24 protein-coding genes and 1 pseudogene are annotated in these 26,116 nt (G+C 29.1%); 9 read left to right on the top strand and 16 right to left on the bottom strand.

The window, feature by feature from the left end; genetic code table 11:
• Positions 1–263: 263 nt before the first annotated feature.
• Together ECH_RS03350 and ECH_RS03345 are read left to right on the top strand one after the other, a co-directional pair.
• Positions 264–827 (top strand): adenylyltransferase/cytidyltransferase family protein, encoded by a 564-nt coding sequence (locus ECH_RS03350; protein ID WP_011452821.1) that lies wholly within the window; start codon positions 264–266, stop codon positions 825–827.
• Between the two features lie 65 nt (positions 828–892).
• Positions 893–1,612, top strand: coding sequence for a pyridoxine 5'-phosphate synthase (locus tag ECH_RS03345; protein ID WP_006009796.1), 720 nt, complete (start codon positions 893–895; stop codon positions 1,610–1,612).
• Here ECH_RS03345 and ECH_RS03340 read toward each other — a convergent pair.
• The 3 genes from ECH_RS03340 to ECH_RS03330 form a co-directional block, all read right to left on the bottom strand.
• A complete protein-coding gene (locus tag ECH_RS03340; RefSeq protein WP_006009793.1) occupies positions 1,609–1,893 on the bottom strand; it encodes an HU family DNA-binding protein in 285 nt (94 codons plus the stop codon). The two genes, ECH_RS03345 and ECH_RS03340, sit on opposite strands and share 4 nt — an antisense overlap.
• A gap of 321 nt (positions 1,894–2,214) precedes the next feature.
• Positions 2,215–3,102: an AAA family ATPase gene (locus tag ECH_RS03335; protein ID WP_006009802.1), complete on the bottom strand. Its 888-nt coding sequence runs from the start codon at positions 3,100–3,102 to the stop codon at positions 2,215–2,217.
• A gap of 272 nt (positions 3,103–3,374) precedes the next feature.
• Positions 3,375–3,959 (bottom strand): L-threonylcarbamoyladenylate synthase, encoded by a 585-nt coding sequence (locus ECH_RS03330; protein ID WP_006009804.1) that lies wholly within the window; start codon positions 3,957–3,959, stop codon positions 3,375–3,377.
• 161 nt (positions 3,960–4,120) lie between these two features.
• Between ECH_RS03330 and coaE the strand changes: the two genes are divergently transcribed.
• Positions 4,121–4,729, top strand: coding sequence for a dephospho-CoA kinase (gene coaE, locus ECH_RS03325; RefSeq protein ID WP_006009807.1), 609 nt, complete (start codon positions 4,121–4,123; stop codon positions 4,727–4,729).
• 154 nt (positions 4,730–4,883) lie between these two features.
• Positions 4,884–5,012 (top strand): hypothetical protein, encoded by a 129-nt coding sequence (locus tag ECH_RS05080; protein WP_011452820.1) that lies wholly within the window; start codon positions 4,884–4,886, stop codon positions 5,010–5,012.
• A 147-nt stretch (positions 5,013–5,159) separates the two neighbouring features.
• Here the strand turns inward: ECH_RS05080 and ECH_RS04780 are convergent.
• From ECH_RS04780 to ECH_RS03305, 5 genes and pseudogenes are all read right to left on the bottom strand, one after another.
• Positions 5,160–5,339 (bottom strand): annotated as a pseudogene (locus ECH_RS04780) (dephospho-CoA kinase); the annotation flags it as partial.
• Positions 5,340–5,347: 8 nt separating this feature from the next.
• Entirely contained in the window at positions 5,348–7,012 is a 1,665-nt protein-coding gene (gene thiC / locus ECH_RS03320; RefSeq protein WP_011452818.1) for a phosphomethylpyrimidine synthase ThiC, read from the bottom strand.
• Positions 7,013–7,133: 121 nt separating this feature from the next.
• Positions 7,134–7,703, bottom strand: coding sequence for a Smr/MutS family protein (locus ECH_RS03315; protein ID WP_011452817.1), 570 nt, complete (start codon positions 7,701–7,703; stop codon positions 7,134–7,136).
• A gap of 94 nt (positions 7,704–7,797) precedes the next feature.
• A complete protein-coding gene (gene rpoZ, locus ECH_RS03310) occupies positions 7,798–8,214 on the bottom strand; it encodes a DNA-directed RNA polymerase subunit omega (RefSeq protein WP_006011279.1) in 417 nt (138 codons plus the stop codon).
• A 79-nt stretch (positions 8,215–8,293) separates the two neighbouring features.
• On the bottom strand, positions 8,294–8,620 hold the full coding sequence (locus tag ECH_RS03305) for a helix-turn-helix domain-containing protein (RefSeq protein ID WP_006011281.1): 327 nt from the start codon (positions 8,618–8,620) through the stop codon (positions 8,294–8,296).
• A 498-nt stretch (positions 8,621–9,118) separates the two neighbouring features.
• Between ECH_RS03305 and leuS the strand changes: the two genes are divergently transcribed.
• The 5 genes from leuS to ccmE all read left to right on the top strand — a co-directional run bounded on the left by leuS (position 9,119) and on the right by ccmE (position 15,300).
• Positions 9,119–11,608 (top strand): leucine--tRNA ligase, encoded by a 2,490-nt coding sequence (leuS, locus tag ECH_RS03300; RefSeq protein WP_006011277.1) that lies wholly within the window; start codon positions 9,119–9,121, stop codon positions 11,606–11,608.
• A gap of 289 nt (positions 11,609–11,897) precedes the next feature.
• Complete coding sequence (locus ECH_RS03295; protein WP_006011275.1) at positions 11,898–12,680, top strand: TatD family hydrolase; 783 nt, start codon at positions 11,898–11,900, stop codon at positions 12,678–12,680.
• A 270-nt stretch (positions 12,681–12,950) separates the two neighbouring features.
• The gene (gene pyrF / locus ECH_RS03290; protein WP_011452816.1) at positions 12,951–13,646 is read left to right on the top strand and encodes an orotidine-5'-phosphate decarboxylase; all 696 of its coding nucleotides are present in this window, start codon (positions 12,951–12,953) and stop codon (positions 13,644–13,646) included.
• A 367-nt stretch (positions 13,647–14,013) separates the two neighbouring features.
• On the top strand, positions 14,014–14,784 hold the full coding sequence (surE, locus tag ECH_RS03285) for a 5'/3'-nucleotidase SurE (protein ID WP_011452815.1): 771 nt from the start codon (positions 14,014–14,016) through the stop codon (positions 14,782–14,784).
• Positions 14,785–14,898: 114 nt separating this feature from the next.
• Positions 14,899–15,300, top strand: coding sequence for a cytochrome c maturation protein CcmE (gene ccmE / locus ECH_RS03280; protein ID WP_011452813.1), 402 nt, complete (start codon positions 14,899–14,901; stop codon positions 15,298–15,300).
• A gap of 240 nt (positions 15,301–15,540) precedes the next feature.
• Here the strand turns inward: ccmE and ECH_RS03275 are convergent, their stop codons facing one another.
• The 8 genes from ECH_RS03275 to ECH_RS03240 form a co-directional block, all read right to left on the bottom strand.
• The gene (locus tag ECH_RS03275) at positions 15,541–16,119 is read right to left on the bottom strand and encodes an NADH-quinone oxidoreductase subunit C (protein WP_006010874.1); all 579 of its coding nucleotides are present in this window, start codon (positions 16,117–16,119) and stop codon (positions 15,541–15,543) included.
• Positions 16,120–16,544: 425 nt separating this feature from the next.
• Positions 16,545–17,084, bottom strand: a complete 540-nt coding sequence (locus ECH_RS03270; RefSeq protein WP_011452812.1) for a NuoB/complex I 20 kDa subunit family protein — start codon at positions 17,082–17,084, stop codon at positions 16,545–16,547.
• A gap of 6 nt (positions 17,085–17,090) precedes the next feature.
• A complete protein-coding gene (locus ECH_RS03265; RefSeq protein ID WP_006010877.1) occupies positions 17,091–17,462 on the bottom strand; it encodes an NADH-quinone oxidoreductase subunit A in 372 nt (123 codons plus the stop codon).
• Between the two features lie 1,022 nt (positions 17,463–18,484).
• A complete protein-coding gene (gene uvrA / locus ECH_RS03260; protein WP_011452811.1) occupies positions 18,485–21,370 on the bottom strand; it encodes an excinuclease ABC subunit UvrA in 2,886 nt (961 codons plus the stop codon).
• Positions 21,371–21,624: 254 nt separating this feature from the next.
• On the bottom strand, positions 21,625–22,149 hold the full coding sequence (locus ECH_RS03255) for a transcription antitermination protein NusB (RefSeq protein ID WP_006010883.1): 525 nt from the start codon (positions 22,147–22,149) through the stop codon (positions 21,625–21,627).
• Positions 22,150–22,153: 4 nt separating this feature from the next.
• Positions 22,154–22,603, bottom strand: coding sequence for a 6,7-dimethyl-8-ribityllumazine synthase (locus tag ECH_RS03250; protein ID WP_011452810.1), 450 nt, complete (start codon positions 22,601–22,603; stop codon positions 22,154–22,156).
• A 2-nt stretch (positions 22,604–22,605) separates the two neighbouring features.
• Positions 22,606–24,345 (bottom strand): membrane protein insertase YidC, encoded by a 1,740-nt coding sequence (gene yidC, locus ECH_RS03245; protein WP_011452809.1) that lies wholly within the window; start codon positions 24,343–24,345, stop codon positions 22,606–22,608.
• A 378-nt stretch (positions 24,346–24,723) separates the two neighbouring features.
• Positions 24,724–26,106 (bottom strand): alanine/glycine:cation symporter family protein, encoded by a 1,383-nt coding sequence (locus ECH_RS03240; protein WP_011452808.1) that lies wholly within the window; start codon positions 26,104–26,106, stop codon positions 24,724–24,726.
• Positions 26,107–26,116: the final 10 nt, after the last annotated feature.

Genomic DNA, 26,116 nt, shown 5'->3' with positions numbered 1-26,116 from the left:
AAAATTAATATTATTGATAATGCATAATTATACTTGAAGATCTTAATTGATCAATAACGTATTACATTTATTTCTTATATTGTACTAGTCAAGTTAAGAAACTTTATAGATTGTATGATAAGTTCATTAATGGTTAATGCTAGTGTTGCAAATTTGTGTTTCTTGTGGGCATTTTAATACAGTTATTGGATTATTTCAAAGCAGTTAATATATTAGTGATGATGTGAATAGTGTGGGTTGTTTATTATATTGAAGAATTTATTATGAGAAAAAAATTAACAGTAGGTTTATTAGGTGGATCTTTTAATCCTCCACATTATGGCCATTTATATATTAGTCAAGAAGCTATTAAAAGGTTAGGTATAGATAGAGTATGGTGGTTGGTTGTACCTTGTAATCCTTTGAAATTTGATGGTGGTTATAGTATTGAAGATAGAGTGAGTTTATCGCAACAGTTAGTTTATAGTGATATAAGAGTAAATATTGTGAGAGTTAAAGAATGTTATAGTTACAATGTTGTGAGTAGGCTATGTAAGGAATTTAGCAATGTTAAGTTTGTATGGTTAATGGGAGATGATAATCTTTTTTCTTTTCATTATTGGTATAGGTGGAAAGATTTTTGTAAATTATTGCCAATTGTAGTTTTTGAGCGTGGTAAAAATGTGTGTCAGGCTTTGAATACTCCTTTTGCTACTTATATGAGGAATGTGTATTTTACGAATTGTAAGTTGTTGTTAAATTGCCGATATGGGTGGATGTTTGTTAGATTAAGACCTTGTAATATCTCGTCTTCTCAGATTAGAGGATATGCTTTAAATAAAATATAGTATTTGTGTAAAATTTTATTGATAATATATAATGTATTTTGGTAGTAGATATATGAGAGGTGCTTATGTCAGATGTTGCATTGGGAGTAAATATTGATCATGTTGCAACGTTGCGTAATGCAAGAAATGTTGATTATCCAGATATTGTGGAAGTAGCAAATATAGCAGTAAGCAATGGTGCAGATTTTATCACTGTGCATTTAAGAGAAGATCGTAGGCATATAAAGGATGATGATGTTTTTAGATTGAAAAATAGTTTAAAAGTTCCACTAAACTTAGAAATTGCCCCAACTGATGAGATGTTATCAATAGCAATAAAGGTAAGACCAAAATGTGTCTGTTTAGTTCCTGAAAAAAGACAAGAACTTACAACAGAAGGGGGACTAGATGTAAAACGTGCTTTTTCTTATTTAATATCATTTATTGAAAAACTACATACTTACAACATAGATGTTACACTATTTATTGAACCTGATGTAGACCAAATTGATCAAGCAAAAAAACTATCTGCTGATAACGTAGAGCTACATACTGGAAAATACTGTAACAATACTACACAAAGTGAACTATCTCAAGTAATAAAAGCTGCAGAATACTGCTACCAACGAAACATAGGCTGTCATGCTGGACACGGCTTAAATTATCAAAGTGCTGCTATTATAGCAAAAGTACCATACATATCAGCACTTAACATAGGGCATTTTTTAATTTGTGAATCTGTACTACATGGTATAGGTACATCCGTTCATAAAATGAAAAAGGCCATTGCTAGCGCTCCTAATTAATTATCTAAAAGGTTAATAGCATTTGATAATTTTTTGCTTGATCTAAATCTTACTCTTTTCTTAGGAGCTAGTGTTTCTAACTTCCCAGTTTTAGGGTTATGATATTTTTTTTCTGCACATTGGATAACATGTAGTGTTCCAACATTGTGTAACCTAATTAGATGAGAAGTTTCTAGTGCATTTTGTATACTTAGCATTACTAGGTCATAAGCTTGACTTGATACCTTTTTTGTTAATCCTAACTCTCCCATGAGTGTTCTAACTACCATATCCTTACTCATAATTTTAACTCCTAATTTTACATAACTGAACAAGATTTAGGATATTAGGTTAGTTCATATAGTCAACTAAATTTATTTGTTATTACTTAAAGCATTATTAATTAATCTGCAATTTTAAGTAGATAATAACATTTTTTGTAATTTTTTTTAGTAAAACTATTATGATATTATCATAAATACAAAATTTAGTAAGTATTTGGTAATAACAACACTTTAAATGTTGTGTTTAAATGTTTGTGGTAATTTTTTCCATTTATGTTTTATATAGTATTATTAATACCAATTCTAATATATTAAATTTTCAAGAAAATTAATAGTAGTTTATAGTAAATTAATTATGGTATTGATCAAATTTAGCATTACTGATTTTTTATCTAGTTGAAATTTTTTTGCATAAGATATTAATTGTTGTATTTGAGATACTTTTATTAGCAATTGATTGATGTTAATTTTATTCTTTATATTGTCTATTAGGTGTTTGTAGATACTTAAATTAGTTGTTATACCTAATATTTCTTTTGCTAGATCCAACATAATAGTAAATAGTATATGTTCTACTTTATAAAAGCTGATCTCAGTTGTTATGATGTTTTCTATAGTTATATTATTGTATTGATTGGTAAGTATTGAAATAAGAGCTTTATATAGTTCAATTTCTTGATCAATGTGTTGACCTACCATTCCTGGGGTGCCTGGATAGATATGACTTATTTTTTTATGATCTAAATGGGGAAAGTTATTTTGAATTACTTGTTGTGTTTCTTGTGGATTAAGGTCTGATAATCCTAATGTAAAACATCTTGATCTTACAACTGTTGGAACTTCATGCAAATTGTGGCTAATTAATATGATAATAGAGTTATTAGGTGTTTCTTCGAGAATCTTAAGCATTGCATTAGTGGCATTAATGGTTAGGCTATCAATGCTATCTACTATTACTATTCTATATTTGAGTCTTGCTGTACTTAAATAGAGAAAGTTTTTTATATTTCTAATTTTGTCTATTCCTATTATTTCTTCATTGTCATTAATTGTTAAAAGATCAGGGTTATAATGATTTAAATATGTTGATTGTGTTAGGTATTTAGCAAAACGATATGCAAGTGTTGCTTTCCCAATACCTCTGTTACCATATATTAACCATGATTGTATATGAGTATTATGTATTAGTGTATTTTTTGCTAATGTGTGCCCTATAATTTGATCCATATTTAAAAATTTTGATTAGGTATCTTTAATTTAAGTACAACTAGTATTATGTTGATCAGTATGGCGTAGATATTTTTTTTTGTAAACACTGATTTTATTTTGTTGAATAATAATGGTTTGATTAAAAATCAGAGCAAAAATTGCTATGATTATTGATAAGGAATTAATTTGAATAAGGTTATTTATATAAGTTTTTTAATATATATTGATCAGTATGGTATGAATATTTTTTTATGAACTTTTATGTTTTACTATAAAGTTTATGCGTTAATCTATATACTATGTATTATATCCTGGATTTTCTTTTCTGATACTGCTCCTGTTCTTAATATTTTATATGATGTTAAGTCGATTACTGTTGATTCAATACCATTTACTAAGCTGTCATCTTCTATTATTACTGAAATGTGCTGCTTAATTGTTTCTTGAACTTGATGTGAGGCAGTGACACTAGGTTGTCCAGAAATGTTAACGCTTGTTCCTACAACAGGATTATCGAAATTACTTAATATTTCTAGAGCTATAGGGTGATCTGGTATTCTGATTCCAATAGTGTCATTAAAGAATTGTCTAGGTAGTTTGTTATAATTATGAATTGGTAATACAAAAGTTACAGGTCCAGGAGAAAGTTTTTGTATTATTTTAAAAGTGTGTTCTGTTAAAGTGGAAAATTGTTTAATTTTATCAATATTGCTAAGTAGTAAAGATAAGGGTTTATTGTATGATCTACCTTTTATCTGATATATTTTTTGTACTGCTTCAATGCTGTATGCACTTCCAGCTAGTGCGTAAACAGTTTCAGTGGGAAATAATATTAAGTGTTTATTTTTTAATGCTTGTACTGCTTCTGAGATCATTTTATATATAAGTTAATTGTCAGTATATATAAATAGTACAAATATAATTTTAATGATAGAGCTATGATTAAAATTATAAAGTGATCTTTTTGGTTAACAAGTTTTTTTATTATAGAAATGAGAATAGATTGTGTTTGTATTGGTAGGGGTTATTTATAACTATGGTGATTTTTGGATTAACTGGTGGTATAGGTTCTGGTAAAAGTTTAGTTGCTAGCTATTTTAAAACATTGTTTAAGGCAGTAGTATTTGATGCTGATCAAGTTGTATGTCAGTTATATAATTGTGACAACAGTGTTATAAAGCTTGTTAAGACATATTTTCCAGATTCTGTGGATCACGGGGTTGTTAATAAGAATAGTTTAAGACAGCATTTTTTTGCTTATAGTAATTTATGGGTTGAATTTCAGTCAACATTACATTCGATAATTTTAGAAAAACAGAAAAATTTTATTATGTTTCATAATAGACAATCAACTAAGTATGTAGTACTTGATGTGCCTCTATTGATAGAATCTAATTTTTATAGTTGTTGTAATTTTATTATCCATGTTACAACTAATAGATTATTGCAGATGCAAAGGGTATTATATCGTGGTTTATCTATAAGAGAGTTTGAGTCGATTATAGCTATACAGCTGTCTGAAAATGACAGAAAAAAATTTGCAAATTTTACTATTAGAACTGGGTTAAGTAAAGGTGATGTGTTATTTCAAATTCAAAAGATAATGTTTGATATTAGTCATAGAAGTAAATATCTAAGTTGCTGATGATGTTCAATTAGTGCATGTTTTTTGCATGAACAAAATATAAAATACATAAAAGATGCCTAATCAAAATTTTTAAATATGGGTCAAATTATAGGACACAAATTAGCAAAAAATATACTAATACATAATACTCATATACAATCATGGTTAATATATGGTAACAGATGTTGTAAATTATACTTCTAATAATAATTTATATGCTGATGAGTTTTATGTAGATCAGGAATTTGTAAAATATAACGAGCATAGAAAATCGATAGGTAACGTAATAAAGATATATTGAAAGATAATGAAACTCTAGATAGTTATTGTGTTAATTAGGTTAGATGTTTGTTATAAGAGTAAGTAATGTAGAATATTTATAAGGAATGGATAAATTAATTTAATTATAATGTTGATGCACATCAAGTACTACATACTTAGTTGATTATCTATTATGAAGCATGATAAAATTTTTCTGTTTTTCTAAAGTTATCGAATGTAATATCGACTGAAATTCAACCCATAAATTACTATAAGCAAAAAAATGCTGCCTTAAACTATTCTTATTAATAACCCCATTATCCACAGAATCTGGAAAATATGTCTTAACAAGCTTTATAACATAGTTGCGGTTTGTTACTCTTCAATAGATTTTATTTGATGAGTTAATTTCATTGAGCAGAATTTTGGCCCACACATTGAACAGAAGTGAGCAGACTTTGCATTCTCAGAAGGAAGAGATTCATCGTGTAGTGATTTTGCCGTTTCTGGATCAAGAGATAAGTTAAATTGATCATACCATTTGAAATTGAACCTTGCATAACTTAATGCATAATCACGTATATAAGCAGATGGATTACCTTTTGCTAAGTCTGCTGCATGTGCTGCTATTTTATATGCAATGACTCCATCTTTTACGTCTTGAATGTTAGGTAATCCTAAGTGTTCTTTCGGTGTAACATAACACAACATAGAAGTGCCATACCATCCTATAATTGCTGCGCCGATTGCACTCGTTATGTGGTCGTAACCTGGAGCAATGTCTGTAGTTAATGGTCCTAAAGTATAGAATGGAGCTTCCTTACAGAAGTGAACCTGTTTTTCTACATTTTCTTTTATTAAATGCATAGGAACATGGCCTGGTCCTTCTATCATAACTTGGCAATCGTGCTTCCATGCAATGTCTGTAAGTTCTCCTAGTGTTTTGAGTTCTAAAAATTGTGCTGTATCGTTTGCATCTGCTATGGATCCTGGCCTTAATCCATCTCCTAGAGAGAAAGTAATGTCATAGTGTTTCATAATATCGCATATTTCTTCAAAATTTGTATAAAGAAAGTTCTCTTTATTATGTATAGTACACCAGTGTGCCATAATAGCTCCACCTCTTGATACGATGCCAGTTAGCCTGTTATCTGTGTAGTCAATGTAATTTTTTAATACTCCTGCATGTATGGTAAAATAGTCAACACCTTGTTCTGCTTGTTCTATTAATGTTTTTTTGAAGATATTGAAATCTAGGTCTCCTACTACTCCATTTACTTTGTTTAATGCTTGATATATAGGTACTGTACCTATTGGTACTGGGCTGTTTCTGATAATCCATTCTCTAATATTATGTATATTGTTCCCTGTAGATAAATCCATAACTGTATCAGCACCGTATATAATTGCGTATATCATTTTTTGAAGTTCGTCTTCAATGCTTGAACTAACTACTGAATTACCAATATTAGCATTGATTTTTACTAAGAAATTCTTGCCTATTATCATTGGTTCTGATTCAGGATGATTTACATTTGCTGGAATGATTGCTCTCCCAGATGCTATTTCTTGTCGTACGAATTCTGGAGTAATTTCTGGTGCCATGACAGTTGGTTTATAAGAAAGAATCTTTTGTCTTAGTGCGTTTTCTCGTATTGCTACATATTCCATTTCTGGAGTAATAATATTGTTTCGAGCATAATACATCTGGGTTATAGGTTTATTACTATTTGCTTTTAAGATATTATTACTTTGTAGTGGAAATGCGTATTCAGAATTTGTGTTTACTTCTTGTCTTTTATGATACTCTACGTCTTGTCTATCTACAATCCAATTAAGCCTTATCTTTTCAATACCCTGATTAATGTCAATTTTGATTTTTTGATCAGTATGTGGTCCTCCAGTATCATATGTTAGAATGGATTCACTGTTATCATTAATATGAATTCTACGCATTCCAACTTTTATATTGTTGTATATTGTGCCTGATATGTATTCTTTAGTTGAAGAAGGAAAGAGGGTATTAAAGTCTATTTTCATATTGACCAGAAGATACTATATAAATACATAGTATATTTTGTTTTAATATAATGTCTATATTTGTAAAAATTTAAACTTTAAATCAATCTAATTAGTTGTATATGTTACTAGTATTTATATATTAAATCTTTTTATTTTTGCTCTTTAATAGTACATAAAATGCTCCTTTTCCTCCATGTATGCGATTAGCTTCTCTATAGTATAATATTAAATTTGCTATTTGTACGCTTTGTAGCCACTTGCTAAAATTACTTTTTATACTGTTACTATTATACTTATCAGTACTTCCCCATCCTGTAATGATTAGTAAGAGTTTGTTTGCTGAGTTATAATTTTTAATTATGAAATTCATTAATGTGTTATAAGCAGCATCTAAGGTGTACCCGTGCAGATCAAGGATGGAGTCTATATGGTATTTTCCTTGATCGATTTTCTTCTTAGTATTGTTATTGAGATTTGAACCACTGCTAATATCATGTGTACTATTTGGTTTTGTGTATATTGGTGGTGTATAATGATTAGTATACTTGTTATTTAGTGAAGTATTAAGATTATTATTAATTTTTCTGATTTTTGTATATGGGACCTTATTAGTATAAATTGGAGTGGCCGTTAGGGTAATGGAGGCCCATAGTGATGTATCATCATGTAGAGAGCAATCTGATGTACTTTTATCTAATTTTTTAAACATATAGATAACCAGTTTTTGCGCCTATATAAAGCTAAAAGTTCATAAACAAAATGTAACAAGTATATATACTAGTAATACAAGTAGTAGTGTTCTACTAAGAATTTGTATTGTTTCTGTTTTCTGGGGTAGAAAAAAAATTATCCCTACCTAATGGGTTATCATCCCGACTATTTGAGCTATTTTCCAATCCATCAGAGTTACCAGCTACTGCACTCGCTTGAAAGATATCGACATTGTTTTTTGGTTTATGAGCAATATATGGTTCATCTGAATTGATAAATTTCTCCATATATTTTCGACATCTTTGTACTGACAAATTAAATAAAGAGGATACGTCTAATTGTTTTGCTGCTATTTCTTTTAATGCAATAACAGTATTTTTACCATTTTTGTATTTTATTACTGGACATGCTCCAGAATTTAGATCATGGGCTCTCTGACTTGCTAATATCACTAGCTTAAACTTATTATTAGTACGACCCATACATTCTTCAACTGTAAGACGTGCCATTAACAAACCAAATATGAATGAAAGCTTTATTCTAGCATATGTAGAAAATTATGCAATAGAGCAATCTAAAAATCTCTAATTAATCTTCTTTTTGTATTATTACAAGATTAATAGATTCTAGGGAACTCTCTGCCATATTGTCTTTGTTAATTAATGCAATTTCTGGGTTATTGACAGTGATTGTTATATTCACATCACATTTTAGACGTAACAAAAATATAAGTAAACGTTCTAATGAAAATCCTGCTGTTTTACCATTACTAATCTGAGATATTTTTGGTTGGTCTACGCCCAGTATCCTTGCTGTGGTTACTTGGTTCCAGTGATTCTTATATGTTATATCTTTTATTAACTTGAGTATTTTATACTTAGTGCCGTAATCATTTTGGTTACTTATTGTTGTCATAGTTATGTACCGTAATCTAGTAAGACAAGAATAATCTTTATAAATTAATTTATATATTAAAAATATTATATTATATCGTTTTATAATTTATTAATATGAAATATTTGTTATATGATTTTATTTATATTATTCAATTATATACACATATAGTTAATATTTTTATGATTCTTGCAATAAAAAGAAATAGTTTTTTTGTTATACACCTTCATCTCGCATTTTAATATTTAGCTTTATAAATCAACTTATATGTTAGATATATTATATTAAATCACTTTATAATTTATTGATAATGAAGTATATAATTTGCAAATTTTTATCTATTGATTAATTTATAAATATATAAAACTTATATTTTAATAATATTCATGCTAAAGTAAAGAAATGATTCTGGATCTTTATGGTATGTGTATATTTTGTATTGCTTGAATTATCTGATAATGTACTGTACAACAACTAAGCTGAAATAGTTTTTAATGGAATTTTTATCAACGGTGTACCATGCATTATGATTTCAAAAAAGTAGAACAAGATATACAAGGAAAATGGAATTTTTATACTGATGCAAAACAAGCTCAGTGCTACGTTTTAGAGATGTTTCCTTATCCTTCTGGTAACATACATATGGGTCACTTGAGGAATTATACTATAGGTGATGTTATTGCGAGATATAAACGTGCTTGTGGTATTAATGTCTTTCATCCGATAGGATGGGATGCTTTTGGATTACCAGCAGAAAATGCTGCTTTATCTTATAATATAAATCCACATACTTGGACTGAAAGCAATATTGATAATATGAGATGTCAGTTGAAATCTATAGGATTATCCTATGATTGGGATAAGGAATTAGCTACTTGTGATCCAAGTTATTATAAACATGAACAAGCATTTTTTCTTGATTTTCTAAAGTGTGGTTTAGCTTATCGCAAAGAGTCATTGGTAAATTGGGATCCTGTGGATCAAACTGTGCTTGCTAATGAACAAGTTATAGATGGAAGGGGATGGCGTTCTGGAGCTGTGGTAGAAAAAAGAAAATTATTTCAATGGTTTCTAAAGATTACTGATTTTGCAGAAGAGTTATTGAATGACTTACAAATCTTAGATCAGTGGCCAGAGAAAGTAAAGTTGATGCAAGAAAAATGGATTGGTAAGTCTCAGGGTGTAGTAATAGATTTTGAAATTTTAGGTATTAATAAAACGTTACAAGTTTTTACTACATGTCCCCATACATTGTTTGGAGCAGCATTTATTGCAGTATCTTTTGATCATCCGATTTTACAATATGTTAATGATTCAAAAGTAATTCAATTGATAAATGATTTTGACAGAAAAAATTTAATCAGTGATGTATCTAGTACAATAGAAAAATTTGGAATAGATTCTGGATTAGTTGTAAAACATCCTTTGTTAAATGTAAATTTACCAGTTTATATTGTAAATTTTGTCTTAATGGATTATGCAACGGGGGCAATTTTTGGTTGTCCAGCACATGATCAGCGTGATTTTGAATTTGCAAAGAAATATTCCTTGCCAGTAAAGCAAGTGGTATTTCCTGAAGTTGATGTGAACTTAGATAAAGAAGCTTATGTTGGCTCAGGTATTATGAAACACTCTGATTTTTTAGATGGTATGACTGTAGATGAAGCTAAAAAAGCTATAGTTGCAAAGCTTACATTTTTAGGGGTGTGCAAAGAAATAACATATTATAGAATGCATGATTGGGGGATATCTAGACAACGTTATTGGGGGTGTCCTATACCGATAATATATTGTAAAAAATGTGGTACGGTTCCTGTAGATAAAAAAGATTTACCAGTAACTTTACCTAAAGATGTTGATTTTACAAAATATGGTAATCCTTTAGACAATCATCCTACTTGGAAATATGTAAAATGTCCATCTTGTGGTATGGATGCTGAACGTGAGACTGATACTTTTGACACTTTTTTTGAATCTTCTTGGTATTTTGCAGCATTTTGTGGAACTAGCAATGGAATAAATAAGGATGTGTGTAACATGTTATTACCAGTCAATTATTATGTAGGTGGGGTAGAACATGCAGTATTGCATTTGTTGTATTCTAGATTCTTCTGTCGAGCATTAACTAAGTGTGGATATTTTAATATTAAGGAACCTTTTTCTAATTTGATAACGCAAGGTATGGTTTGTCATTCTACTTATTCGGATGAGCAGGGTAATTACTTATTTCCTGAAGAAGCAAAAAAAATGATGGAAAATGGTCAGCATGTTACTGTTGGTAGAGCTGAGAAGATGAGTAAGTCGAAAAAAAATGTGGTGAATCTTGAATATATTATTGATAAGTACGGAGCAGATACAGCAAGATTATTTATATTGTCAGATACTCCTCCTGAGCGTGATATAGAATGGCTAGATGATGGTATAGAGGGGGCAAGTAGGTATCTTAGTAAATTATGGAGGGTAATAATTTCTTATGATAAGTTTAATTTAAATTTTAACAAAGAAAATATAATAGGAGATGATGTTAAATATAGAAGATCTGTGCATAAAATTTTAAGTGGCATTACAAATGATTTAGATTTTTGCCGTTTAAATTGTGCTGTAGCTAAGTTTAGGGAATTAAGCAATATCATTAGTGAAATGATAAGAACTTCAGTAAATTGTTATGTAGTGAGTGAAGCAATATATATTCTAATTAGAGTAATAGAACCTTTTATTCCACATATAGCTGAAAAATTATGGGAAAATATAGGGGGTAAAGGTATGTTATGGAATCAGGTATGGCCTAAAGCAGATTCAGAGCTACTTGTTGAAAGAAATGTTACAATTGTGGTGCAGGTTAATGGTAAATTTGTGAAAGCATTAACAGTTGCTAATGATATTGATGATGATCAACTTAAATCTATGGCTTTGGAAATAGCTAAGAATAGAATAGGTGGCAATGTTGTAAAAGATATATATGTTATTCCAAAACGAGTAATAAATATCGTTGCTGTCAAACCGAGCTAAAAATTTGATAATCTGATGTATAAGTTTTTGTAGATAGCTTTTTCATTTCAAGATTATGAGTAGTAACTAATCTTTTTGGTGGGTTTGTTTAGTATAGTATTTGTTAGTGCGTATAAAAAGTTTCCTTGATCTACAGGACTTTTGTTATTACGGTATAATTTAGAAAGTTTTATGTTTTTGATAAATGTAAGTTTTGATGTATTTATAGTTGAATTTGTGTTAATGACCACAGGCATGTTTGTTAGATTGTTTTTAATTTTAGTAAAAAAAATATGATTAGTGTAAGTATATGATTGTAGATTCACATTGCCATTTAAATTATTTTGATCCAAGTGAAATAAAAGATGTAGTTTTGCGTGCAGAGGAGAATAATGTAAAATTAATGCAAACTGTATGTACTACTATAGCTGAATTTTCTGATTTAGTAAAAGTTGCAGAAAGTTATAAGCAAGTTTACCTTTCAGTAGGTGTGCATCCTACTAATAGTGCAAATGGGGAGTCTGTTTCAGTAGATGAGTTAGTAGATTTAGCTCAACATAGTAAAGTTATTGGATTAGGTGAAACTGGTTTAGATTTTTATAAATGTAGTCAAGTAGGGGAGCAAGAGAAGAATTTTTTATCTCATATTAATGCATCTAGGGAAACAGGATTGCCTGTTATAATTCACTCAAGAAATGCGGACAAAAGAATGATGGAAATTTTGGAATCAGAAATGAAAGAAAGTCCATTTTTAGGACTTATGCATTGTTTTGCATCTTCAAGGGAATTAGCAATCAAAGCGATAGAATTAGGGTTATATATATCTTTTTCGGGAATAGTGACTTTTAAAAGTGCAAAAGTTGTTCAGGAAGTAGCAGGGTTTATACCTAAAGATCGTGTGTTAGTGGAAACGGATTCTCCATTCTTATCTCCTGAACCTTATCGTGGGCAAAGGAATGAGCCAGCTAAGACGAAGTTTGTTGTAGAATATTTAGCTAACTTATGGAATGAAAGCCTTGAGGAAGTTAGTAATTTAACTACAAAGAATTTTTTTAAACTGTTTAAAAAATGTTCTGAACATTTTCATTTATAATATATTATTCTATATATTCAAATAGTATGAACTGTTGTTAATAGTAACGTTGTTATATAGTGACTTTAGGAAAGCTCAGTATTTGTTTAAATGTAGAATATATATATTCTGGTGAACTATAAAAAATGATTAGTTTTATTAGTAATGAAAGTATTAGTATTACACACAGAATAATATGACGATGAGGTAATATATAATATTTATTCAAATTAATAAAGTTGTGTTAAATAGTTAATATTAGTATAATTTGAATGTTTTTTAGGAATATTTATGTTTACTAATCCGATTATTTGTGCATTGGATACTCATGATATCAACCATGCATTACTGTTGACTAAGATGCTTTATGGAAGAGTATCGATGGTAAAGTTGGGACTAGAGTTTTTTACAGCGTATGGGTTATCTGGTGTACAAGCGATAGCTGATTGTGGTGTTCCTATATTTCTTGATTTAAAATTACATGATATTCCTAATACGGTAAGTAAAGCTATATCAGTGATAGCATCTTTAAATGTTGCTATGCTTACTATTCATGTTAGTGGTGGTAGGGAGATGATGATCAGAGCTATGGATAGCATATCTGGTAGTGTAACAAAGTTGGTAGGTGTAACTGTATTAACGAGTATGGATGATTCTGATTTAAAGGAAATTGGTGTTAATGAATCACCTGTTCAGCAAGTTATGCTTTTGTCTAAGTTAGCTAGAGAAGTTGGGTTATATGGTATAGTATGCTCTGCTTTTGAAGCAAAGGAAGTGCGTAATCGATATACAGAAAAGGATTTAAAGCTTATAGTGCCAGGTATAAGATTTGATAGTGACTGTAATGATCAAAAAAGGGTAAAGAGCCCTAAAGATGCAATGTTAGCTGGTGCAAATTATTTAGTAATTGGACGTCCAATTACCATGAGTAGTGATCCTGTGCAAACAGTTGAAGATATTTTATTATCAATATCAAAATGTATATGAGTTGCGAAATTGATAATGTTTTGTATCAAAGGTCATATGTTTTTGTTAAGTTATGAACAGTTAAAAGGTAGATATCATAATTTTTTAGGATAAAATGTTATTGTTTAAATATGTGGAGATGATTTTTTGGAAATATATTAATGTAAATAATATTGATTTTTAGATAGTACATATGAAATAGCATTTTAGCTATATAATGTTATTAATGTTCTATTATTAGGTCGTTAATCTTGTATTATTAGTACTTATTGTTAATGAATAGAGAATACATCTATTATATATGTTAGAAGTATAATAATAGTTGTTGTTATGGGCTTAAAAACTATATTATGTTATACTTGTTTAATTATTAGGGAATAAAAGTGCTATGAAAGTATTATTGACTAATGATGATGGATTTCATGCAAATGGTATTAAAGTTTTAAAAGAGATAGTGATGGCAGCAGGTATTGCATCAGAAATATGGGTAGTTGCTCCATTAAGTAATTGTAGTGGTTGTGGGAGATCTGTAGGTTTAAGACATGCAATAGAGGTGTATAAAGTCAGTGATACTGAATTTATTGTAAACAGTACTCCATCTACTACTATGTTTCTGGGATTAAAAGAAATTGTTGGTGAGAAACCGGATTTAGTTTTATCTGGTATAAATAGTGGAGTTAATATAGGTAATGATGTGACATATTCTGGTACTATAGCAGCAGCGGCGGAAGCAGCTATGATGAGTATTCCATCAATTGCGATCAGTCAGGAATATGATGGTAGAAGTGGTGAAATAAATTGGGAAAATCCACGGAAGTTCTTAAAGGGTATTGTAGATATGCTATTAGGTGCTCCATCTTGGGATAAATCTACTGTAATGAGTGTTAACTTTCCTTTGATATCAGCAAAAGGTATTAAATTTACAAGTCAAGGAAAATACATGCCATATAATAAAATAGAAAAGAAGAAAAATGCTGCTAGTAGTATATCTTATACGATACATAGAACTGCTCCTGATAAGGATAGTAGAGGTGAATCTGATGATAGTATTAGGGCATTAGATGATGGATATGTTACAATTACACCATTAAAATTTGATATGACGGATTTCGATATTCTAGAATCTTTAATGTTACTTAACGAAGGCTGTAATATATGATGTTTGTAATTTTTGCGTATACTGTAAGTTTTGGTTTATTGGTTGGGTTAAGCTGTTTTATCATTTTTAGTTATAGTAAAAGTAAGAGAATTCTAGAGAGTATTGATCGAAGAGATGAAAAGAAAACATAAAAGATTGCTTTTTACTGTTGTAACATTTGCTATATTTGGGATGTCAGTTGTTGTTGTCTTAAATAAGTTACAAAATAATATATCATTTTTTTTTACTCCGACTGAGGTTCTATCAAATGCTATATATAATAATAATCGTGATATTAGAATAGGGGGTATGATAATAAAAGGTAGCGTAGAAAAACATGATGATTTTATTTCTTTTTATATAACAGATTTGGAAAATCATATGAAAATATTATATAAAGGAATATTACCTCCTTTATTCTCAGAAGGTAGTTGGATAGTAGCAAAAGGAAAAATGGTAAGCAGTGAATTTATTGCAGATGAAATTTTAGCTAAGCATGATGAAAATTATAAACCTAGTAAGTATAAAACAAAATAAATTGTCAAAGTTTCTAAAGTTAAATGTTGTGTTTGTGTAATATCAAAAATTTATTGAAATTTGTTATTCATGATAATGTTAATAAACTTGATGGAATAATATAAGTATATTTTTCTGTGTAGAAATAAGTAATTTAGAAGAACAACATAAAAGTTTGTTTAGTGAATTTATGATGTTAAGTTTAATTGTTGTTTCATGTATAAAAAATGTGTGATATTTAGTTATATAATAATAGTTGTTTCATTCATTCTTTAATTCCTTCCATGGAGACAGGAAATCAAACGATCTGAAATCTTGCTGTAAATTTACGTTTTCATAAGCTACTTCTTTTTTTGATATGTCATACCGTACTTCTTTATAGCCAGTTAAAGGAAAATCTTTTAGCATTGGGTGGCCAGAAAATCCATAATCTGTTAGAATTCTGCGTAGATCTGGATTATTGGCAAATATTATTCCATACATATCAAATACTTCTCTTTCAAACCATCCTGCAGCACTGAAAATGTTAGTAATAGATGGAATGCTCTCATTCTCTTGTAAAGGTACTTTACAAGATACTCTTATATTGTTGATTATACTTAATAATGAATAGATTACTTCAAATCTAGCCAATCTTGTTGGATAATCTATTGCAAAAATATCAACTAAAATATGAAATTTACACTTTGTATCAGTACGTAAAAATGAAATATGATTATAGATGTTTTGTACATCTGAATGTAGTTCCAACGTTATATTGTCTTTTATGACACATTCTACATTTATAGATGTATTGATATATGTACTAATATTATCTATTGCATTATTACTATCTGACATCTGTATCCTCTTTTATTTTTTCTTTACTATACATTATTTTTCTGAATTAAGGTATTAACATTAATATTATGTATGTTGAATACTAGTATATCTTGTTTATATAACTTAGGTATTTTTTATTTTTTTAAAGAACCTTTTTATGGCACTATACAGTAAGTATATTAGGCTTGAAGATAAGGATAATGGTATAACTTAATGTTGAAGAGTAAATTTTATTATTACATAATTGTGAAATTGAGGATTTCTTCATAGCTTGTGCATTATTGAGTCTAATACCTATTTCGATATAGTATTTTTCTTACTTAATAACGCAAGTCAAAGTAGTATTGTGTAAATATTATTTTTGATCAAAATTTGACTGGTGCTTACATATGACAGCTATAATGGCATTATGTTAACAATAAATTTTAGTATTGTATTATATGCTAGTCTTGTGTAGATTTTCTTGTAATAGAAGTATTCCCTCTATTGATTTTTTGTTGAAGACAAAATATTCCGTATAATAATGCTTCTGCTGTTGGTGGGCACCCTGGAACATAAATATCTACTGGTACTATGCGGTCACATCCTCTAACTACTGAATATGAATAATGATAATATCCGCCACCATTCGCACAGCTTCCCATTGAAATGACGTAACGTGGCTCTGTCATTTGGTCGTATACTTTACGTAGTGCAGGTGCCATTTTGTTGGTGAGTGTTCCAGCAACGATCATAACATCTGCTTGTCTGGGGCTTGCACGAAACATAACACCATATCTGTCTAGGTCATATCTGCTTGCTGCAGTGTGCATCATTTCTACAGCACAACAAGCTAATCCAAATGTCATAGGCCATAAAGAATTTGATCTTGCCCAATTTGATATGTAGTTGATTAAGTCAGAAAACTGAGTTACCATGAAACCTTGATGGTTGTAACTTTGCCAGAATTGATTATTTAATACAGAATCATTCTTGTTTATCATACTAGTTTACTCCCATTCTAGTGCACCTTTGCTCCACTCATATATAAAACCTACTGTTAATATAGCCAAAAAAACCATCATAGACCAAAAACCATTTATGCCTATGTCTGAAAGACAAATAGACCATGGAAATAAGAATGCTATTTCAAGGTCGAATATAATGAATAATATTGCGACTAAATAAAATCGGATGTCAAAAATTTTTCTTGAATTTCCAAGAGGGGCAAATCCACATTCATATGGGGAAAGTTTCTCTAAATCTGGGCTACGGTTAGCTAAAAGCATTGGTAAGATGCAAAAAAGAAATGAAATAAAGCCTGAAACTGCTAAAAAAATTAGAACAGGAACATATTCGGCAATATTAAACATTTGTATCATATATGTACTTTAGTGAATAGTTAAATACTTACAGAGTTTTAATTTTATGTCAATTTATTAACATATATTACACACCCTTTATCATTAATCATATCATTAATTGAAAGTGAAGTATAATATATAATTGGTATGAAAAGAGTAAAATGGCTATTTTATTGTATGTTTTATATGCGGCATTGGAATAATTGATATTATATAACTGTTTTTTATAATAGTGTACATTGATAAATCTGTAGTGTAATAATAAACATGTTAATGAGATTTGATTAATTTTTAATCTAGAAAAAGATTAAAGAAGTACTCTGTAGAAGAAATTTTTATATCTATTAATAATCTGAATAAATTTACATTATAAATTTTTACATGACTTGTTAGAATTCTATACATGTAAAATACATCTTGTTAGGAACGTCCTATTATTACTAAGGTGTTCCAATGAATGAAAAGTGGATAATTTTTGTTAGAATGCTTTAATAAAATAATATTATGTGATATTAGACTTCTAAGCATGGCATATTATTAAGCGTGAAGCATTATTTTTAATTATATTCAAGAATTCTATAATAATTTGGCATAGTTTTGACTTATATGTATTTTAGTAGGTACTATATATGAAGTTGTAAGTATAAGGTTACTTGGTAATGATAAGGGCCTGTATATTTAGATTATGGTGTATTAAGTGTAGTTATATTTCTCTTAAGTAAACAATATACAAAGTGTAGAATATTGTATTTGTTAATATATTAGAGATATTTGTGTAATTTGTGGTTATAGTTTTAAAAACTTTTGATATTGTAAAGTATACTTTTTTACTTAAGTAAACAGCATGTAATTGGGTTACTGTAGCTGTTTGGTATGTAGGTGTAAGCTAGTTTATTGATGTTTACAAAGTTTTTATGTGTTGTTCAGCTCTACTGTGCTGAATATTAGCTTACATCTACTCTTCTTGGTAAATGATGTGTGTGTATGCGTATGCTAAGTAAAAGTATATTAATTTATAATATGCTTTTTTATGTATAGCTTTATGATTGGGCATTTAAATAAGGCTTTAAGTATTGTCCAGTTATGCTATGAGGGTTTTGAACTATTTCTTCAGGAGTCCCAGTAGCTACTACTTGACCTCCATCATCTCCTCCGTTAGGACCTATATCTATTATGTATTCTGCTGTTTTGATGACATGTAAATTATGTTCTATTACTACTATTGTATTACCTAAATCACGTAATTTATGTAGAACATGTAATAAATTATCTATGTCTGCAAAATGTAATCCTGTAGTTGGTTCATCTAATATATACAATGTTTTTCCTGTTGAACGTTTTGATAGTTCTTTTGATAATTTTATTCTTTGTGCTTCACCTCCTGATAATGTATTCGATGTTTGTCCTATTTTAATATAGCCCATGCCTACGCTGCGTAAGGCATCTAATTTTTCTTTGATTAATGGTAAATGGATAAAAAATTCGTATGCTTGATCAACTGTCATATCTAATATGTCAGCTATAGATTTTCCTTGATGTGTTACTTCCAGAGTCTCTTTGTTATAACGCGATCCTTTGCATTGTTCACACTTGACATATACATCAGGTAAAAAATGCATTTCTATTTTTACTTGCCCATCCCCTTTACATGCTTCACATCTTCCTCCTTTAGAGTTAAATGAAAACCTGCTTATAGTATATCCTCTTTCTTTTGATAAAGGTAATTCAGCAAACCATGACCTTATATGGGTAAATAATCCTGTGTATGTTGCTGAATTTGATAAAGGGGTTCTACCAATAGGGGACTGGTCTATTTTAATTACTTTATCTATATGTTCTAATCCTGATATAGATGTGCATTTACTGTATATACAGTTAATATTATTTAGTTGATCAGTTGCATGTTGATATAGAGTATTGTTTATTAAGCTAGATTTTCCACTTCCAGATACTCCAGTAATGCAAGTAAAGGCATGTAAAGGAATTTTAACATCAATGTTTTGTAAATTGTTTACATGTGCTCCAATGATTTCTATCCATTTGTAAAAAGTTCTATGCTTTTTGAAGTTAGGTATTATTTTTTTGTTACTGAGATATTGGCCAGTTATACTGTTATGATTATCCATTATTTCTTTTGGAGTACCACTTGCAATTACATAACCTCCATTTTGTCCTGCTCCTGGACCTATATCTACTACATAATCTGCATTTGTGATAGTTTCTTCATCATGTTCTACAACTATGACTGTGTTTCCTATATCGCGTAATGTTTTTAATGTATTAATTAATAACGTGTTGTCACGTTGATGTAACCCGATTGAAGGTTCATCTAATACGTAAATTATTCCTGTTAATCCGGATCCAATTTGTGATGCTAGTTTTATTCTTTGACTTTCTCCTCCAGATAATGTTCCTGATTCACGATCGAGTGTTAAATAACCTAATCCAACATTTTTTAAAAATATTAGTCTTTTAATGATTTCGTCTAATATTTTATGTGAAATATGCTTCTGTTGATCATTGAGTCTAGACGGTAGTGCTTTACACCATGATATTGCGTCTATAACGGATAACCTTGTCAATTCTCCGATATGTTTATTGTCAATTTTTACTGATAGTGCTTCCTGCCTTAGTCGAAATCCTTGGCATTCATTACATATGTTTATAGATGAATATTGTTCAGCTAATTTTTCGATAACTATGTCTTCTTTGTTATTTAAGATATTTATAATGCCTTCAAATGGTTTGTTTCTAGAATATTTATATCCTTCGTGTTGATAATGTGTAGGTATTTGTACTTCTTTGCTGCCAAATAAAATTATATCTTTTATATTATCATCTAATTTTTTCCATGGTGTTGTTAAATCAAAACTATAATGTTTTGCTAAGGACAAAATAATATTTGAGTAATGATAGCTAAATTGCGAATTAATTTTGTAATTAATGGTTTTTATATCAATTGGGCCTATAGGATGTATAGCTCCTTCTGAAATTGATAAATTATCATTTTTTATGACTAGATTTTTGTCAACGCTATATTTTTTTCCTATTCCACTACAAATTTTGCATGATCCATATGATGTATTGAATGAAAATAATCTTGGTTCTACTTCTTCTATGCTAAATTCTGTTTCAGGACATGCAAAATTTTCTGAAAAAACCAGTACCTGATTCTTGTAATACGTGTCACTTTTGTATTCTTGTGGTAAATCAAGTATTTCTATGTGAGTTATACCATTACCTATTTTTAACGCAGTTTTTATGTTTTCAGTTATATTGTCAATAGAATTTTCTAGAACTGATATCTGATTTATGATTACATGAATATCATGCTTTTTATTTCTATCTAGTTGTGGAATATTGTTAATATCATAAGTAATACCATCAATTTTTAATAGTTTGTAGTGCTGTTTTTTGATTTCATATATTTCTTTATTATGTTCTCCTCGTTTCCCTCTTATTAGTATACCTAAAATTGAAATTTTTGTTCCTATTGGTAATTTCAAGATAGTTTCTACTATTTGAGAAAGTGATTGTTTTGTTATAGGTAATCCAGTTATTGGGGAATATGGTGTTCCTATCTTGGAATACATGATTCTTAAATAATCATAAATTCCTGTAGTAGTTGATACAGTAGATCTTGAATTTTTCGATAAAAGCTTTTGACTGATTGCAATAGTTGGAGAAAGACCTGTGATTGATTCTACTTCTGGTCTTGTACATGAATCTAAAAACTGACGAGCATAGGATGATAGACTTTCTACATATCTGCGCTGCCCTTCTGCATATATTGTATCAAATGCGAGACTGGATTTTCCAGATCCACTAACTCCAGTTATTACAATTAACTTATTTTTTGGAAGATCTATATTTATGTTGTGAAGATTATGTTCTTTAGCATTACGTATACTAATCAAATCAGTCATATTTAGTTTACCACATTAATTAGTGAGTAACAGAGTAGGACTATTAATGATATATGAAGATTAACAATTTTCCAGTTAATTTTGGTAATTCAATAATAATATATGTTTGTAATCTTAAGTGTGTGTTTTTATTGTATTGTGATTACACTCAATACTAGGGGAAATATGATCTGATAATTGTGGAAATAGTTTTTATTCATTATTATGTAGATATGAGGTTATAAACTATGTTCTTTCTAGTTGTTCTCATGAATTTATGTACTATTAAAAATAGCAGAGGATTCAGTTTGTTCGATATGAAAATTTATACCTTTATTTAGGACAGGACGTGCTGTAAATTTTACTTGATTTAATATTGCATTAATAAAATTAACGTCTGTTCTTTCTAATATATGACTCGCTATATTAACGTATTCGTTTATAATGATTACTGCATCTGTATCGGAACATATTAATTCACAAACTGCGGTTTTAATAATAGAAAGGCTAATTAAGTTTATGCGGTCTATTGACCATTTCTCATTTAAAAATGTTGCAATTGTTGAATTGATTGTATTGAAGGTTAACAGCATTGTGTTCATAATTTTAAGTAGTAGCTGATTGTCAATCTGTATTAAATCTAATACTTCCTTCATTTCATATAGATAATCAATTAAGTTATCGATGTCATTTATAGTATAGTTATTAAATATCATAGAATAGGTTCCTTGTATAGCGAGGAACCTAGTTGTTGTTTTTTTTGAATGCCACAAATGTGTGTGGCATATATTATCTTTCATAATTTTAACTTAAAAATTTGTTATGTAATTCAATCATCGTTAAAGCTGCTTTGGCAGCATTTCCACCAACATTTCTTTTATTGATATCTGCTCTTGCCATTGCTATTTCTAAACTTCCAGCTGTAATTACTCCAAAACCCATAGGAACAGCATGGTGAGTTGCAATTTCACTTAGAGCTGTTGTTACCCCCTTACATACATAATAATAATGATCTGTTTGTCCTTTAATAACACAACCTAAAGCAATGTATCCATCATAGTGATGTCTGTCACTCATTATTGCAAACACTATAGCCGCGGGTATTTCAAAAGATCCTGGAACGTATACTATATCATATTTTACAGGTTTAGAATATTTTTTTAATTGATCTACTGCACCATTTAATAAAAGATCTGCTACATCAGAATAAAATTGTGATACTACTATTAGTATATTGATATGATCATTTGACATAATTAATCCTCCTGTTGCACGGTTTTGTAAAAATTGAATTTTTTAGTTACATAATGCTTTATTATTAATTGTTGCACTATTGTAATCGAATTGCTACATATCCAGTAGATAATTAATCCTGCAGGAAATGATGAAAAGATAAATATGAAAATATAAGGTAAAAATTTCATAAAGTTTGCTTGAGTTTTGTCTTGATTTAAACTGCTATGATTGTTTAACTTTTGTTGAATTATCATAGTAATACCTAATATAACTGGTAAGATACCAATGCAGATAGGTGGATTAAACTTTAATAATCCAAATATTGTTAATATGTTTGCAGTATCAAAACTTGATAAATCTTTTATCCATAAATAAAATGGTGCATGTCTCATTTCAATTGTGACAAATAACACTTTGTATAACGCAAAGAATACAGGTATTTGTATTAATACTGGGACAAATCCAGACATAGGATTGACATTATTCTTTTTAAAAATAGCTGATATTTCTTTACTCATTTTATCGTTATCGTTTTTGTATAACTCTTTTATTCTTACAATATCTGGTTGTAAATGCCTTAGTTTTAGCATTGAGACATATGATTTATGTGACAAGGGAAACATTATTAATTTTATTACTATTGTTAGTAATAGTATTGCTAACCCAAAGTTCCCTATAACATTATTGAAATATTCTAATAAAAGGAATACAGGTTTAGTAATAAAATATAAAACTCCAAAATCTACAGCTTTATCGAATAAAGAAATATTTAAATTATCTTTATATGTATCTAATAGCTTTAATTCTTTAGCTCCAGCAAATAAATAATTTATGCTAGTTACTGTGTTATTAGGGTGTGCAATATAGTTATCATGGCTAAAATCTACTTGGAAACGATCTTTACTATTATGTTTAGCATGTTTTACATGGAAATTTAGATTACTTTTTTGTGAAACGTTTGGTATTAATGCTGTGAACCAATACTTGTCACCGATACCAATCCATTGATTTTGATTGTCATTTATATCTTGTTGCTGGATTTTTATGTTTTTCTCTTTAGTGATGGCTTTATATGTCCATTCTTTTAGTGTGTTCCCAAAACTCCCTACAGCTCCTTCATGTGATATCCAATAAGATTTTTCTGCAGTATGTTTAGATCTATTTATTCTTCCATAGGGAATTAAATTTATTATAGAATCAGTATTATTTGTGACCATTTGTTCTATTTTGAACATGTAGTCATTGTCTAAGGTGATTTTTATTTTGAATACAACACCTTGTTTATTATCCCACGTTAAAGTTATAGGATTATTTGGAGATAAAGTTGATTGATCTGAATTCCAAATTGAAGAATGAGTAGGTACAGTGATTTTATGTTGGGGATCTATCCACCCAAACTCAATAAAATATACATTCTCTGTTTCCTCTGGAGATAATAATACTATTCCTTCAGAATTTTTATCTGGTGTGACATGATAGTTTTTGAATATTAAATCATCAAACTGTGCTCCTTTTAATGATATTGATCCATTCATTTTTTCATTGGATAATTTGATCCTTATGTTGGTATTGCTTTCTATCACTTCAGATCGTGTCTTGTGTATAAAATTATCATCAATTTCTGGAATCATAGCGTCAGAACTTGTATTATCTTCTATAGCATGTTGTGTAGTGAAAAATTTATCATATATAAACCTCCACCCCATCATGATCAATACAGATAAAATAACAGCCAATATTAAATTACGAACTTCTACCATATTGCTTAATGAGCACATTAATGAAATTTAGTGTAGCATATAGCTTTTTTTAAATCAATAAGGCAATATAAATTATCAAATTAACTAATATGGGTATAAATACATACCATGTAAATTTTATTAGTAGTTGATATGTCAAGATAGTTCAAAGATATATTTATTTTAGATGATGACTTGCATAAAAATAGTAGATAATCAATATATTAATAATTATACTTAATCTGTGTTTTGAAAATTGTGTATTGATTGTGATGGTTTTTTAGTAACATATATAAAAGCTAGAATTGCTAGTTTTTTTGATATGAAATATGAACTTTATTGTGTGAGAAACTCAATTTGTTATTTTAATGGTTGTTATAATAGATGTTCGTAATACAATTAGTTTTTGCATAAATATTTCTTAAGTTCTTGATTTATAGTACCACTTAATAAGATAATTGTCAGTCCATTAGGTATTGTGAGAAATATAAAGAGCAGGTCTCCTAATTGAGATATAGGAACTATGTTTTTGGATAATCCACTAATTAGAATGATACACATTATTAATGTCCGACATAATACAACATGACATGAATTTCCAAATATATGTTTCCAAGATATTTCACAGTAATAAGAGTATGTGATAATTGATGAAAATGCGAAGGAGAATATGATAAAAGGGAGTATAATATATTCACAAATTGGACAAATGTTGGAAAATATATTGTTAATTATTATTACATGATTACTACTGTTTATAGTGCTATAGGATCCAGTTAGTATAACAACTATTCCCGTGATAAATGATACAAGTACAGTGTCAATAAATGGTTCAAGCATTGCAATGCATCCTACTCTTGCAGGTTCAGTATCATTTGTTGAGGCATGTATGATAGGAGAAGTACCAATTCCAGCTTCATTTGCGAAAACTGATCTTCTAACCCCTGCAACAAAAGATCCTATTGCTCCTCCAGTAACACTATTTCCTTCTATTATACCGTGTAGCATTGTGCTTAGCGTAGAAAGTAGTTGATCTGAATGACTAATAATAACAGCTGTACATACGACTATATATAATATAACCATTATGGGAGATAATTTTGTCATAATATTTGCAATACGTGTTATTCCTCCCATTATTACTAATCCACTTAATAGTGTTAGTGTTATAACAATAGTACTGCTGTTTATTTTGTGGAAGGTGTTGCTTAATAATACAGTAGCTTGATTTGATTGAAATGATATTCCTCCAAAAGACATAGCTATTATCATTATGACAGCATATATGTATGCGATGATTTTTCCTGTTTTAACTAATCCTAATTCAGCTAATCCACATTTGATATATTGAAAAGGTCCTCCTATATTTTTTTTCTTTTCTAACAAGTAATATTTGAATCCTAATGTTACTTCAGCAAATTTTACTGACATACCTAAAATACCTATTATTATCATCCACAATACTGCTCCTGGACCTCCTGTAGAAATTGCTATAATTACTCCTGAAATTGTTCCTAATCCTATAGTTCCAGATATTGCTGTAGTAAATGCTTGGATATTAGAAATAGTATTACTGTTTTTTTTGTTATATGGCTTAATTAGAACATATAAAGCGTGTTTAAAAAGTCTTATATTGATAAATTTAAATTTTAGTGTGCAGAATGTTCCTAAACATATTACCCATAAAATAATTAGTGGAATTCTGAATATTGTGAGAGAAAAAATAGACTCTAATACTCCAGAAATGTGTGGAAAAAAATCTGCAAATTCAAGGATTGTCATTGTTAATTGT

It is taken from the genome of Ehrlichia chaffeensis str. Arkansas (genome assembly GCF_000013145.1).
GTDB lineage: Bacteria > Pseudomonadota > Alphaproteobacteria > Rickettsiales > Anaplasmataceae > Ehrlichia > Ehrlichia chaffeensis.
The sequence above is the reverse complement of the archived record's forward strand: the minus strand, read 5'-3'. Positions and strand labels throughout refer to the sequence as shown.